The organism is Dielma fastidiosa, from assembly GCF_003475485.1.
GTDB lineage: Bacteria > Bacillota_I > Bacilli_A > Erysipelotrichales > Erysipelotrichaceae > Dielma > Dielma fastidiosa.
Window position 1 is genome coordinate 94435 of the sequence record NZ_QRQL01000002.1, and the last position, 14900, is coordinate 109334.

13 protein-coding genes are annotated in these 14900 nt (G+C 39.7%); 2 read left to right on the top strand and 11 right to left on the bottom strand.

The window, feature by feature from the left end:
• Positions 1 to 11: 11 nt before the first annotated feature.
• A complete protein-coding gene (gene map / locus DWZ33_RS05090; RefSeq protein WP_022936990.1) occupies positions 12 to 881 on the bottom strand; it encodes a type I methionyl aminopeptidase in 870 nt (289 codons plus the stop codon).
• 72 nt (positions 882 to 953) lie between these two features.
• Between map and DWZ33_RS05095 the strand changes: the two genes are divergently transcribed.
• Positions 954 to 1676 (top strand): AAA family ATPase, encoded by a 723-nt coding sequence (locus DWZ33_RS05095; RefSeq protein ID WP_022936991.1) that lies wholly within the window; start codon positions 954 to 956, stop codon positions 1674 to 1676.
• Between the two features lie 89 nt (positions 1677 to 1765).
• Here DWZ33_RS05095 and DWZ33_RS05100 read toward each other — a convergent pair whose 3' ends face one another.
• The 9 genes from DWZ33_RS05100 to DWZ33_RS05140 form a co-directional block, all read right to left on the bottom strand.
• Positions 1766 to 2824 (bottom strand): DUF6709 family protein, encoded by a 1059-nt coding sequence (locus tag DWZ33_RS05100; protein WP_118454026.1) that lies wholly within the window; start codon positions 2822 to 2824, stop codon positions 1766 to 1768.
• A 150-nt stretch (positions 2825 to 2974) separates the two neighbouring features.
• Entirely contained in the window at positions 2975 to 3829 is an 855-nt protein-coding gene (locus tag DWZ33_RS05105; protein ID WP_118454027.1) for a DegV family protein, read from the bottom strand.
• A 195-nt stretch (positions 3830 to 4024) separates the two neighbouring features.
• Positions 4025 to 4840 carry a hypothetical protein gene (locus DWZ33_RS05110; RefSeq protein WP_147352869.1) on the bottom strand — a complete coding sequence of 272 codons (816 nt, stop codon included), beginning with the start codon at positions 4838 to 4840 and terminating at the stop codon, positions 4025 to 4027.
• A gap of 349 nt (positions 4841 to 5189) precedes the next feature.
• Positions 5190 to 6662 (bottom strand): IS200/IS605 family accessory protein TnpB-related protein, encoded by a 1473-nt coding sequence (locus tag DWZ33_RS05115; RefSeq protein ID WP_118454029.1) that lies wholly within the window; start codon positions 6660 to 6662, stop codon positions 5190 to 5192.
• A gap of 270 nt (positions 6663 to 6932) precedes the next feature.
• Positions 6933 to 7295, bottom strand: coding sequence for an FMN-binding protein (locus tag DWZ33_RS05120; RefSeq protein ID WP_118454030.1), 363 nt, complete (start codon positions 7293 to 7295; stop codon positions 6933 to 6935).
• Positions 7296 to 7376: 81 nt separating this feature from the next.
• Positions 7377 to 8588, bottom strand: a complete 1212-nt coding sequence (locus DWZ33_RS05125; protein ID WP_118454031.1) for a metallopeptidase TldD-related protein — start codon at positions 8586 to 8588, stop codon at positions 7377 to 7379.
• Between the two features lie 42 nt (positions 8589 to 8630).
• Entirely contained in the window at positions 8631 to 9965 is a 1335-nt protein-coding gene (locus DWZ33_RS05130; protein WP_118454032.1) for a TldD/PmbA family protein, read from the bottom strand.
• A complete protein-coding gene (locus DWZ33_RS05135; RefSeq protein WP_118454033.1) occupies positions 9958 to 10515 on the bottom strand; it encodes a GNAT family N-acetyltransferase in 558 nt (185 codons plus the stop codon). The genes DWZ33_RS05130 and DWZ33_RS05135 overlap by 8 nt, the downstream gene beginning before the upstream one ends.
• Positions 10516 to 10630: 115 nt before the next feature.
• Entirely contained in the window at positions 10631 to 12217 is a 1587-nt protein-coding gene (locus tag DWZ33_RS05140; RefSeq protein ID WP_118454034.1) for an ABC transporter ATP-binding protein, read from the bottom strand.
• Between the two features lie 221 nt (positions 12218 to 12438).
• Here DWZ33_RS05140 and DWZ33_RS05145 point away from each other — a divergent pair, with 221 nt between their 5' ends.
• Positions 12439 to 14067 carry a putative manganese-dependent inorganic diphosphatase gene (locus DWZ33_RS05145; protein ID WP_118454035.1) on the top strand — a complete coding sequence of 543 codons (1629 nt, stop codon included), beginning with the start codon at positions 12439 to 12441 and terminating at the stop codon, positions 14065 to 14067.
• Positions 14068 to 14102: 35 nt separating this feature from the next.
• On the opposite strand, the gene DWZ33_RS05150 is transcribed toward DWZ33_RS05145, so the two are convergent.
• Positions 14103 to 14771 carry a TlpA family protein disulfide reductase gene (locus DWZ33_RS05150; protein ID WP_022937001.1) on the bottom strand — a complete coding sequence of 223 codons (669 nt, stop codon included), beginning with the start codon at positions 14769 to 14771 and terminating at the stop codon, positions 14103 to 14105.
• Positions 14772 to 14900 lie beyond the last annotated feature (129 nt).

Genomic DNA, 14900 nt, shown 5'->3' on the forward strand with positions numbered 1-14900 from the left:
TTTACCCCGCTTTATTTAGTCAGAATCTCATAGCCTTTTTCAGTAATCAGCACCATGTTTTCCCACTGCGCTGACAGTTTGTGATCCTGAGTATAGATCGTCCAGCCATTCTCCTTATCCACATAGACTTCATGAGTTCCCTCATTAATCATAGGTTCAATCGTAAAAATCATGCCCGGCGCTAAAATCATGCCTGTACCCGGCGTTCCTACATGCGGCACAAAGGGGTCCTCATGGAATGCCTTGCCGACACCATGTCCGCCTAACATTCTTACCACGCTGTACCCATTCTTTTCAGCAACCTGCTGGACTGCCGCCGACATATCACCAAGGTATCCCCATGGTTTTATCGCTGCTAACCCCGCTTCAACCGCTTCCTGAGTCACCCGGACAAGCTTCTCAGCTTCGGCAGATACCTTCCCGATCATAAACATCCTTGAAGCATCGGAAAAATACCCCTTATAGATGGTCGATACGTCTACATTAACAATATCGCCTTCTTTAAGAATTCGCTTTTCATCAGGGATTCCATGACATACTTCATCATTGATTGATGTGCAGACACTCTTTGGAAATCCTTCATAATTCAAAGGCGCCGGAATCGCGTGATGAGCTGTCGTATAATCATAGACGATTTTATCTATCTCAGCGGTACTCATTCCCGGGCCGATTTTTTCAGCCACCGCATCTAAGACACCTGTATTGATCTTAGCACTTTCCTTGATTGCCCGAATTTCTTTTTCATTCTTTATTAACTCATGGGATGGGCACAGACAGCCATTTAAACGCAGATCAACAATCTTCTGATCAAATTCAAAATGACAATGTTTATATTTTTTGCCGCTTCCGCACCAGCATTCACCATTTCTTGTATATCGCATAGATTCACCTCACCTTATCTATTATACATCAATTCTAAAAAAAAGCGTGTATAATGTTCTTGAGGTGATACTATGTTTCTGCGTGAAGTATCGATTAAAGATAAGACAATCAATAATTCATATGTCTATGATATTCCAATGATTCAAGCCTTTAACAGCTTGTCTTTTAATAAACCGGTTACTTTTCTTTGCGGAGAAAATGGTACCGGCAAATCAACTTTGCTGGAAGCGATTGCCATTGCTTATGGTTTTAATCCAGAGGGCGGCAGCCGCAACCTGATGTTTTCAACCTGTGATACACATTCCCCGTTAGCTGATAACCTGCGGATGGTAAAAGGCTTTGAACAGGCTAAAGACGGCTTCTTTCTGCGGGCAGAAAGCTTCTATAATGTTGCGACCAGCATTGATGAGAATGAACGTGAACGATCAGGTTTGTTAAGAAGCTATGGCGGCAAAAGTCTGCACGCGCAGTCACACGGTGAAAGCTTCTTTGCCCTTATGTGCAATCGTTTCTATGGTCATGGTCTTTACATCCTTGATGAACCGGAGGCCGCGCTCTCGCCAAACCGTCAATTATCGATGCTGACCTTAATGCATGATCTGATTAAAGAAGGTTCACAGTTTATCATTGCTACTCATTCACCGATACTGATGGCTTATCCAGAGGCTGATATTTATGTCTGCAGTGATGAAGGCCTGACGCTGACAGCCTATCAGGATACCGATAATTATCAGGTAACCAAGAGCTTTCTGCAAGATCCAAAACGTTATCTGCGATTTCTGTTAGAAGATTAAATAAAGATAAGTCTTAAATTTTCATAGATTGCAATATTAAAGGGAGTATTAATCGCATTTATTAAAATGAAATTAACACTCCCTTATTTTTATGCGCCTAGTTCATGAGCTGCTTTGCAGAAAGTCTCACGATCTTTTTTATACATATTAGCCCGTTCCTGACTGTAACCAATAAACATACGCGGATAATGTTCAATAAAGGCTGCCAATACTTCCTGAGCCTGCTTTTCCTTCATCCCCAAAGCAATCTGCTTGCCATTTTCCTGACAGATCATCAGTGAATAGCTTTTACCGGTTGGGATACCATTCGTGCGGTGCTGGGTTGTCTGCTGATATGCCCATACAACCGAAGATGCAGGCAGCAGCCAAGTCTTTGCCCCTACCTGAAACATCATAAAATTACGATCCATGCGAATGCCGCTTACCTGATCAGCCATTTGGTAAAAGTCCTCAACCTTAGCAAGCGCTGAATCTGCATCTAACTGTGCCGCGCAATATTGAGTAATTGATTTCTGATAACTGCCGCTCATTACACGAATTAAAAAGAACAATCCAAGCGCTGTTAAAAGCAAACCGCCGCCGGTATACATCCATACCTCAGTCTGACTCTTATCACCGACTTGACCTTCTTCAAGTACCAAAGGAAGCATCAGCTTCTGGGTTTCCAGTGTCATTTCATCATAACCGACAACCTCATGATAATACTTTTTAGACTGACTGCTCATCGCTTTAACCGTACCATGAATGGTGAACGATTCACCGGTAAATTCATTTTCATTGATAATATAATCATTTGTAGCTCTCAGCAAGGCATCAGCTTGATCTACAAACTTAGCCGGTACTTCAATCCCCATGTATTCAGCCTGACCAACCGGAATGATATACTCCTTTGCCGTTACTTTACTTTTACCGCTGCTTCTTCTTTCCGTATAAGCGTATGAATTCATGATAAAGGTAATCTCAGCACTTACATATTTTCCCTCTAATTCATTTACCGGCACACGGTTGATATCCGTACCGCCTGATAAGACAGTAATTGCGCTGGGAGCACCGATCCCCAACAGCACCAGTCCCACTACAAAACAAATCAAAAGCAACGGCAGCACTTTTTTCAGGCTGACTTTTTTTAATTCCTTAAGCATATTCATTGTAATATCCCCTTTACTATTCCTTTATATGTTCATTATTCTAACATATATGACTGATATCGACAATTCTAAATCATAAATCGGAATTAAAAGTACAAACAAATCCACGCCAAACAAAAAGATTTGCCATCGCTGACAAATCTCTTATTACTATTCTGAAAAAGCGACAATTCCAAAGCAGCCAGGACCGCCATGAGTTGAAACAACACCGCCGGTTTCCATCCACTTGATTGATTTAAAACCATAATCAACCGCTGCCTTTTCAGCCTTTTCTTTTACTGCCGGATCAATTCCTTCTGACCACAGCAGAATGATTTCCTCTTTGCTGAGATTATATTGCTCGGAATATTTCTCCACAATTCTAGGTGCTATAAACAGCATCGATCCGCGCTTCTTCTGGGTGCTGACCAGCTTTCCTTCAATAATCTCAATCATCGGTTTTAAGTTAAGCACCTTAGCGCCAAGATAAGCCGCGTTGCTGACTCTGCCGCCGGCCTTAAGATAAACTAAAGTATCCGGGAAGAAGCACATATGAATTTTCTTTTTTAAACGTTCTACTTCCGCCAGCACTTCTGTTAAAGAAGCCTCTGGATGATCATTCAGATATTCAGCGGTACGCATCACGATCATTCCCTGTCCTACGGAAACATTCTCGGTATCAACGCTTGTGATATAAGGACGATTTTCACCGGCAATCAGCGCATTCTGAAACGAACATGTCGTTACTGCTGAATAAGCTAGATGCAGGATGTGCTTCTCTGGATACCGTTCATGAAGCTCATCAAAGACCTTTTCAAAATCCATTGGATTGCATGCGCTTGTTTTTGGAAGCTCCCCGGTTGTTTCGTAATGGTCAAAGATCTTTTGAATTGGAAATGAGCCATCATCCAAAGTAGTTTCACCAAAGGATACATGCATCGGCACAATGACAATCCCATACTTTTCAGCTAGTTCCCTAGTAATATCGGAGCCTGATTCGGCGACTAATATATATTTACTTTCCATCTTCTTCCTCCTTTTTATACCTAAATATACCATTAATCGGCTGTCTAGTTCAAGTAATTCTATCTGATGCGCTGCTTTTTTTCATATCTGCTCTGACAGGATCAGCAAATATGAGATATACGCTTCCGCACTACATATCCATTTTATGCCACTGAAAAAGAAAAAAACCCTCATCAAAAAGAGGGTCAAATTCAATTATTCAGCTGTAGAATGATAAACACCATCAGCATCAATAGCACAGCCGTCGACTTCCGTATTCACAGCCATTTTGCCGTCAATACCGACATAATACCAGCGGCCGCCGGTAGACGCGATCCAAGTTTCAATCACTTTAATACCGTCACGATAATAATACCAGCTGTCGTTTTCAAGATGCCAGCCTTGTTTCTTTTCAGGCAGCTTCATCGCTTTTACCATCACAGCCTGACCTGGCATTGACAGCATTTCAACTTCATACCAAACAATGAACTCATCATTCTGATGAATATCATCAAGACCTAGAATATTCTTTGTTTTATAAGCAAATAATTCCGTGTCTTCCTTCATAAAAGTAGCAATCAATGTCTGATCCGCACTCAGCACTCTGACAAATTCATCCTCTGTCTCAATAATCTCGCCAGCCTTGATATAACGAGGCACACGATAATCTTTGTCTACATTCACAAACACAACAGACGCATTAGTGATCGGCGGCAGACTCTTAGTCATAATTGGTGATACATAAGCCGCAATCCGATCCAGACGTTTTAAGCTGGTCAATTCTACCGGATCACCGGTAAGAGCATCAATTATCACTGTATCTTCACCGATGTTTAAGATGCAGTCATTGCCTGCCTCAGTGCTGTTAATGATTTGAATCCGGTTAGTACCCACCGCTTCAACCTTTCCCCATACAAAAACCTTTGTTTCTGGAGTTGGCAATTCATCCACATTCTCTGCCTGTACTGGCATAGCTGTAAGCATAAAACTAAAGGCTAAAACTAAACTAAAGAATTTTTTAATTATTTTCATAACCATCAATCCTCTCTTCCTGGTCTTATTATGACAGATACTGGAAGATTTATCTATATATCATGAATAAGATGCTTGATTTGAAAGATAACTTACAAGAAAATGATTTCCTTCATCAATCAATTCAGAAAATCATGCCATCAATGATGACAACCAGCTGCCTTCCTCGCGGCGCTGTTCCTTCCTGTATTTCAATGTCTCTCTCTTTCTACCTATCGGTATTGGAGTCGCACCCGAGCAAATCCATACAGGAACTCTTTTGATCAGTTCAATGATTTCCATCAAGTAAACAGCCTTTTCTTCTAGTTTGGGTCTGTTTCCCTTGATTCATTGAACTGATTTTTTTATGTTATCTAAATAATGCTAATATGGCGGTTAGCTGACATTCTTTGATACTCGCTTTTCCTATTTTTTTACCAACCGCTGCCCACTTCTCTGTTTGCGTTTGCTTTTCTTTTACGAATACTCGATATTCTCTTAATATCTTCTCTTTGTAGCCGATCCCTTTTCTTGCGATTACATAACTTGCTGCCTGATGCACACTCATTCCCTTATCCCGTACATACTTCAATTTTCCAATCAGTGACGTATACGCTGGATCAACTTTGATCACTTCAACTCCTTCATAAGCTGCTTTTCGCTCGATGGCTTCACTGATCTGTGCATAAGCAAACTCACTCAGCATTCGATTCAGTCCTTTTGGCTGATAACGCTGCTTCCGCTTTTTATCACTAAAGTCCAAGGCTTCCATCACTAATGGTTTATGGGTATGTACACATTCATGAATGATCTTGCTTGCTGTTTCCGCAATCTCATGCTTTCGCTGATTCCTTGTCTTTCCCTTTAGCTTCATCGGCATGATCTGCTGTCTGCACAGATTGCCTTGCCGATCGATGTGGGAAACCGCGATATGGTTAACATTGATATCGATACCGATACTGCCTTCTTCCTTTTTGGTTATAATCATTTTGGGTTCCACCTCAATGATTGCTTTGATAATGAAATATTCACCATGGTCATAGAGTTCATAAGCTACGGCTTTACCAGCAGTATTATGCGGTAATCTGACTGCTCTTTCTAATTTCTCTGCATGATGATAAAAACGAATCGGTAAATGAACTTCTTTCTCTGTGCCTCGATAAACCATGATCCCGGATTCAAGATGATATTTGAAGAGATTGTTGCTGTATTTTCCCTGCCGTCTGCCAGGTATCAGCATCCGTTTTCTTCTTTCATACCGATAAGCTTCAAGATCATGATGAAGCTTCTTCCTTGAACCAAAGCAAGCGGCTCTTACGCCTAAATTCAAATGATTCAGTTTATCCGTTTCTCGGTTTAATTTAAAGGTCAACAATCCAATTCTATACTTTAGCTGTTTGATATTTGGACTGACGATCTGTACCTCATACAAATAGTCTGCTTCACTAGTTTCATGTGCCTTGCTTTTTTGAATTAATTGTTCTTTCTGTTTCTGCCAGTTCTGTAAAGTTTTGTTTTCCTTACGAATCTTCTCTTTGATTCTTTCAATCCGTTTAGTACATTCTTTCTTCAATCGCTGATTGATTTCAATATTACTTTTAAGCAGGGCTCTGGCTTCATGTATTGCAGATAAAGGAAAGTAATCATTCGTACCATATCTTGCTTTTAACTGTTTTTCTAAAGAGACAGTTTCTTTGAAACCATGAAAACAAGTTAAATAGAGTTTCTTATAAGCTGTATGAAGCATTGAGTTATACAGGATCAAATCCTTCTTAATACAATTCGCATCCTCTTCTGATAACTCATTATAATAGAAACGATTTGAATAAGATAAACACTTCATGGATGTTCCCCCCCCTTTGAACAAAAAAGCATCCACTGAGATTCGATTGATACAAAGGAAACTAGGTGATGCTTATAAGAAATTTAATGATTAAATAGATTGTTTTTTATTACTTATAGTATACCATATTCACAAGAAGATTTCATCTGTTTTTATTATTTTTTAGATACCTTTTCATAATGAGATATTGGTGCTTTGATGCTTGAAAATGAAATTTCCTATATAACAAAAAAACAACTGAGTTTTACCTCAGCTGTCTTGTTGCATAAACTATTTAGCTTGTTCAATCGCAGCTTTTGCAGCTTTGATGAATGCTTCAGAAGTTACAGTTGAACCTGAAACTGCATCAACTTCAGCTGAACCAGCTTCCTTCATAGCTTCCGCTAATTTAGCAGCGGCATCTTTACCTAAGCCTTCTGTTTCTTCATCAGCAGTATAAGTAACATCTGTGATCTTACCGTCACCGTCAACAGTTACATTAACTGTTACGTCGCCGCCGAAACCTTTTTCAGTAGCAGAGAAAGTTCCGCCCTTACTGCCTTCAGCGTCACCGCCGTTACCATTACTTGAACAGCCGAATAAAGCAACACTTAACATTAATACTGCAATTACACTTTTATTTAACTTTTTCATTTTTCTTTACCTCTTTTGACCCTTGCGTCAAGTCAATTATAAACAATTCATGACTTATTGTAAAGTTTGTTCAGATAAAATTCAATTTAACTTTTGGATCTTAGCGCGAATTGCTAAAAGATTTTGATTAAATATTAACTTATCAGAAGAATAACCGATATAATCTTTACCAAATAAATCATAGATACTGCCGCTGATTTGGAATTCAGGCAAATGTCCAAGCATCTGCTCACCGTCGGTTAACAGGGCGTACTGTACCGGTGTCGCGAAATTGCCGGCCGGTGATGTATCACCGCCGCTGGCTGCCACGATGATAATACCTAAACGGCCGTCAAGAAGTTCTTTAACAGTCTTGCCATTTGGAAGCAGGTCAAGATTCGGACAGCCAAGCGTTGGCACATCATCATAATTGCCGTCTGCCGCCCCGCTGCATTCATAGCCAAACTGCTGCGCACATTGTTTATCTGTATAACAGCGAACGATCCTGCCTTGATCAATTATTGGCAGATCCGTTTCCGGAACCGTTCCCTCCGCATCAAAAAATGGTGCCATCAACTGACTGTCTGCCGATGTCTGAATCAATGAGAATTCAGGGTTAAATACTTGTTCACCCATTTTATCTTTAAACAAGGAAGTCTGATAGCCCATGGCCTTGCCGCTTAAATCCGTGATGATTTTCTGTGCCGGTAAGCCCCAGTTTGTTAAGATAACAGCATCTTCCGGCAAGTCCACAGCGGTACGCATACCAGTCAGCATCGCTTTGGTTTCTTTCCTTAATAACGCCATATCCCAGCTGCGGCTTGCGAATTCAATCGCTGATTCAAAGATATCCGCGGAATCAACATGCTTAAGCAGGATGCTTGCCGCCAGATATTGGTCACTGTTAATCAGCTGAGTGCCGCTTTCATTTGTTAATTCGATAGTTATGACTGTCCAATTTACCTTATTGGAGAAGATAAATTCCGGATAAAGCTGACGGCATTCGCTTAAATAAGCCTCAAGATCCTGAATCATCTGTTTTGGATTTATTTTCTCGCTCGTTAAATCACGTATCTTTTTGATTCCCTTGGTTGGTTCAAAAGGATAAGGAATCTGCAGCTTCAGGTTCTCTCTGGCCTGACGAAAACCCTCTTCATCACTGCCTTCACCCAATATGCCGCTGACTCCCAGAAAATTATTTTCATAGATGCGGTAGCCGGTTTTCTCTATATTTTTACAGCGTACAGATTCCAGCTGGCTCGCTACGATATTAAATGAATATTCCTCCGTTTTAATCTTATATTTTTCTTTCATAGTTCTGTATGATCATCAATTCCTGATAATCCTGGCTCCTTTCTATTGAACATTAATTCCACTGACCCGCATATAAGGCCCGCCAAAGGCTACTGGCAGCGGCCATTGTTCCATCTTGCCGCAGCCGCCTAAAGCAAAGGAAAGCGCCTCAAAATGAGTTGAGAGTGCTTCAATATGATAGAGTGTTTCCATCACATTGCCGGTTATGACTGAAACCTGAACCGGCTCAGCAATCTTACCGTCACGAATCATATAAGCTCTCCGCGGGGCAATGGTAAAGGTTGACATGCCTGAACCATGATTAATGCATTCAATATAAACACCTTCCTTGATAGGTGCAAATACTTCCTCAATCGTTTCTTTACCCGGTTTAATATAGGTACCGGTCATACGGACAAGCGGTTCAAACTGAAAATTCATCGCCCGAGCGTTGCCGCTGACCTCCTCATTTAAGGCAGCTGCCGTTGCGGCACTGTGCAGACGTCCGCTCAGAATTCCATGAGTGATAATCTGTGTTGATTTAGCTTTCGTTCCTTCATCATCATAAGGCACATATCCGTTGCCGAACCAATCACCGCGGTCTTCAATCGACAATTCGGCACAGCCTACCTGACGGCCAAGCTCCCATTCCTTAAGCATCGTTTCATCTCCCACCATAAAATCAGATTCACTCTTATGACCAAAGCTTTCATGAGCAAACACACCTGTAACACTCGGTGCCATAACCACTGTATACATGCCCGGCTTAACCGGTACAGCATGCTTGATATATTCAATATCCTTTGCGATTTCACGCTTATACTCATCATCATGATTCAATAATTGATCAAAGGTTTGTCCCATGACATCATAAGAGCCGCCATGACTTTGACCATTTGCTTCTATCACATAACGCAGACACATCGCGTACGACTGGGTATCAAAATGAAGCTCACTGCCTTTGCTTGAATAGAAGTCCTTAACAATGCGGCGATCCTGATAAATGGACTGCCACATTTTAATTTCATCAGCATCGATCAGTGAAGCACAATGCTTAACCAAAGCCATTTTTTCATCATTCGCTGTATTTAAGAAAGCCTCACCGTCAAAAACCATCAGCGTATCCTTATTTACTTCCAGCTTCTTTACGATTGGCGTATCCATCACCTGTTCATTAGGTTCTGCCATCAAAGCCAGCTCATCAATGGCCTCCTGAAGCTTTTCAACCTCACTGCTCGCCTTATAATACCAGCGCCGGCCATCATAAATACGAATCAACGCTCCTTTTTCACGCTTGCTTTTATTCGCTTTAAGCTGGTCATTTTCAATCACGATATTCGTAGTCATAACGGTTTCAATACGCACATCAGTATACAAATTCTTCGGATAATTAAACATTAAATTGTTCCTCCCATTCTTCTTTTAATACCGCCAGCATGAGATGATCTTCCCATTGATGATTGATATTAACATTTTTTCGGTTAGTGCCTTCAACAATGAAGCCATTTTTCTTAAGCACATGAACCGAACCTGCATTGCGTTCCATGGCGCCTGCTTCTATACGGTGCAGCTTCAGCTTTTCAAAGCCAAATTTCAGCACCAGCGAAACAGCGGCACTCATGATTCCACATCCATTATAACGCTCATCCAGATAATAGCCAAGCATCCCTGAACACAGCGGGCCATAAACAATATCCGTAATGCTGATACAGCCATTCAGTTCACCATCTACGAAGATACCAAACATATAAGCACTGCCATGCTCTGCTTTAACACTTAAATCAGCAAGCATTTTCACATGCTGCTGCAGCGTATAGTATTCACTTTCCCGTGTCGCTAATGTCTTTTCAAAAAAAGCACGGTTGTGCATATCCAACGCCAGCAGCTCTGCCGCATCCTTTTCATTCAGCAGCCGCAATTGAAAGCAGCGATCCGTTTCAATTTCCATATTCCCTCCTATATTAGATATTTATCTAATATTTATTATATATCTATGTTATAACTTATGCAAGCAAACCTTGCATGCTTAAAGAAAAGCCAGTGTAACCTTGGTTCACTGACACTTATAAATAATAGCATTGAGTTAATAAAGGAACGATTTCATCAGATAAATGATGACTGACTAAAATCACGGTTAATTCTGGATCTGACAATAACCGCTTTTCAATTTCAATTGAATTTTTTTGATCTAAAGCTGAGGTTGCTTCATCCATAACGATAATCTTTTTATTCTGAATCAAAGCCCTGGCAATAGCAATCCTTTGTTTTTGACCGCCGGAAATTGTCTTAGCGCTTTCCCCAATCATTGTTTCAAGACCCGCATCCAATCCCTGAATAAATGCTGAAAGGTTACAGCGTTCTAATACTTCCTTCAGCAATGTTTCTGATACATCTTCAAATAAAGTAATATTATCTTTTATTGAAGCCTGAAACAAATAGGGTGATTGTTCAATATAAGCTATATTTTTTAATAAATCTTCTGCATCCCAATCACAAATATCTTCATGGTCAACAAACACATGACCCTTTTCACAAGGCAGAATTTTTAACAGGATTTTCAAAATAGTTGTTTTCCCGCAGCCGCTTTCACCCAAAACAGCATATTTATTGCCAATTTTAAATTCAGCAGAGAAATCCTTAAATACTGTTTTTTCTCCATAAGTAAACGCTAAATGCTGAATAACAATTCCTTCCTGTATCCGCTTCTGAGTATCTGTTTTAATTAACACTTCTCTTTGCTTATCCGCATGTTTTAAAAGTGACTTAGAAGCACGGAATTTTAATGTAGAGGATACAACGGTAATTGCCGAGCTATAAAACATACCCGTCAGATTCCCCTGTGAAAGCAGCACACCCGCCGAAACATATTTCATACCAATCAAAACAGCCGTCACAAATGTTGAACCAAGCTGACAGAGTATTCCCAGATAATCAACAAGATAAGAAATTAAGGCCTGAAAATATGAATAGCGGCATTTAAAGTTTAATAGCTTATCAACATAACACATGACCCGTTTCTTAAAGATATGCTTCTTTTGGTATAACTCATAAACCGGATAGCCTGCCAGCTGATCTTTAATCTGATCAGTGAATACCGCATTCTCTTTTGATAAAGCAAGATTATATTTTTCATTTTGCTTATCAAATAACTTAGGTGCAAAATATAGGACGAGGAATGCAATGATGGTATAAAAAGCTAAATAGATATGAATATTAGCAAGGGCTGTAAAGGAAAAAATCAAAAGCGTAAGATTATCAACAATTGCATAAAATGAATCAAACACATTCGTTGTAATTTGATTCATATCATTGGTAAATATCGAAATGTAATCACCTGTTTTCTTAGCATCAAATTCACTCAGCTGCATATTAAAAAAAGTATATACAAGTTCTTCATAAATATCCCGCTGCATCTTTTCATAGGCTCTAGCCTTGCTTTTTGTTTTCAGATATCCGCAGCAATTGCATAGGGCCCAAAGCAGAAGCATAATCCCCACTTGAATTAAAGCATTGATAAAATCACCAAGTAATAATGTATCTAATACCTTAGCTAATATTAATGAAGAAACAACCATCAGCATTGATGCCAAAGCTCCCAAAATCAACACCTGTATATTCAAAGCCCAATGTTTCAAAACCAGCTTTTTCATTCAATCTTCCCCCTTTTTATTCATCCATTATATCCTGCAAAATCTTTCATTACAATGAATTACTTATAAATCATCACAGCTTGTTCATTTTATTTTTTCTGATTCTTATATTTTATGCAAGCGGTTTATTTCTTTCGGTTTGTTGTCCTATAAAGCATTGATTTATGATACTATATTAGTATAGGACGCAAGTAGTAATTACTTGTAGAATGGGAGCAATCATGAAAAACAATCTTTATATTACAGGGCATAAAAATCCTGATACGGACTCCATATGCTCATCTATCGCATACGCTGATTTAAAACGTCAGCTGGGTATTGACGCAATCGCTTCAAGGAATGGCGATATCAATGCTGAAACAGCCTTTGTATTAAAAAAATTCAATGTTCCACAGCCAATCTATATGAATACCGCAACCTGTTCACTGCGTGATATTGAAATTGATGAGGTTATCCTGGTCAAGCCTTCTTATACGATTAAACAGGCATGGAACAGCATCGCAGGCACAAAAAATAAAAGCTTGTTTGTAGTTGATGAAGAAGAAAAACTGATGGGTGTTGTAACCATGTCGAATCTATCCAATGTGCTGATGAAGGAATGTGTGGATATCCGCAAGCTGATGGCTGAGACAAGTGTTCAAAACATTGTGGATACCCTTGAAGGAACCTTGGTAAATGATTCTGAGAATTATAAAAGCAATGGTCAGGTGCATATCCTTGTCAACAGTGAATATCTGAATACCGATATTGATTTCAGAACGTCAACCGTTGTATTAGGCAATGACATTAATTTGCAGCGCCGAGTGATTGAAGGCGGTGCGACATGTCTTGTTTTAGTTGAAGACAATATGGTTCTGCCGGAGATTGCGCAGCTTGCGAAAGAAAATGACTGCGCGCTGATTCAAACGTCATTAAGCACGATTTATGTAGCCAGATTGATTTATCAATCCTCACCGATTCATTTGATTATGACGAAGAATCCTGTCTCATTTAAAATCAGCGATATGGTAGACGAAGTCAGCAAGCGGATGTCAAAGAGCCGTTATCGTTCTTATCCGATCCTTGATGATGACCGTCATGTTCTGGGGGCAGTTTCACGTTTCCATTTATTTAATTATCGTAAAAAACAAATCGTATTGGTTGACCATAACGAAATGTCACAAAGTCTTGAAAACATTCATGACGCAGACATTGTGGAAATTATCGACCATCACCGCATCGGTGATATTGAAACTTTAAATCCAATTAATTTCCGTAATCAAACATTAGGCAGTACATCAACCATTATAGCGATGATCTATAAAGAAAAAAACATCGTACCAACAAGAACGATGGCAGCCTTAATGTGCTGCGCTATCATTTCAGATACGATGAATTTCAACTCACCGACCACCACCGATGTTGATCGTCAGATTGGGGAAGAATTAGCGAGAATCGCCCGTCTTGATCTCGATGATCTGTCAAGGGAAATGTTTGAAGCCGTCGCAACCTTAAAGGGTAAAACCTTCTCTGAAATCTTATATAATGATTTTAAGGAATACAACATGGATGGACACAAGGTGGCAATCGGTCAGATTAACATCGTAGACAGCTTAGAGCTTGAGGTACTGCGCCGTGAGTTTGAGTCTTATATGGGCAAAATCAACAGCATTAATAACTATGATATTCTGCTGATGGTATTTACCAATGTCGACGGCAGCGGCAGTTACTTTGTATCCTTAGGTAAATTAGCTTGGGTCGTTAAAGAGGCTTTCCGGCAATATTATGGTGATCATGATTTTGTGAAATCCATTATTTCAAGAAAGAAACAAATCGTACCGCATCTTCAGGATGAGTTAAAGGTAATATAGAAACAAAGGAAGTCCGCAGCGGACTTCCTATTTAATTAACATTTTAAATCACAAACTGCTGACTGTACCTTTTTGATATATTCAGCATAAATATCATAAAGCTCCTGATGCTCTTCTTCACTCATTCCCGCATAAGGATCACTTTGTGAATCAACAGTGCTTTCATGCATACCGATCACTTCACCGTCTTTAATAAAGAACACTGTTGGGAAATAGAGACGCTTAATTGTCTCATCATTTAAGCCATCATAAACAGGCAGTGAATCATACAGCTTATCGTAGATTTTCTGATATTCAGGATCTTTAGCTTTTTCCTCATTCACGCTGCCATCTTCATTTAAGCTTAATGTATCACGATATGGCTGTGCGTTAAAATAATAGATTTTTTCTACATTCAGCGCTTTCGCAGCTTCTAAAAGTACCGGTACGGCATTACGGCACCATGGACATTCCGGAAAGCCAAAATAAACAATACCGCTGTCATCTAATACTTCCATTAATTCATCAATGGTTACATAGACGATAGGGTTATCAGCATCGATCGACATAGAAAGATATTCCTTGTCATTATCATTTTTCTGATTGTTTAATGCTTCATATTCTTCTTTGAACTTTGCACCGTCTCCGCTTGCTTCAGGTTCTTTAGCTGTTGTACAGCCAGCCAGCAAGGTAAGGGCAAGAAATCCAGAAAGTAATTTTTTCATTTCGTCACCTCGCGCACATTATAACATGCTTTTTTTATTTCGTAAAATTCTTAGACAAGAAATTTATGGCAAATTGTTCCCATGCATCCTCAATATTTAAAATCAAAGGCAGTTATAATTTGACAACGA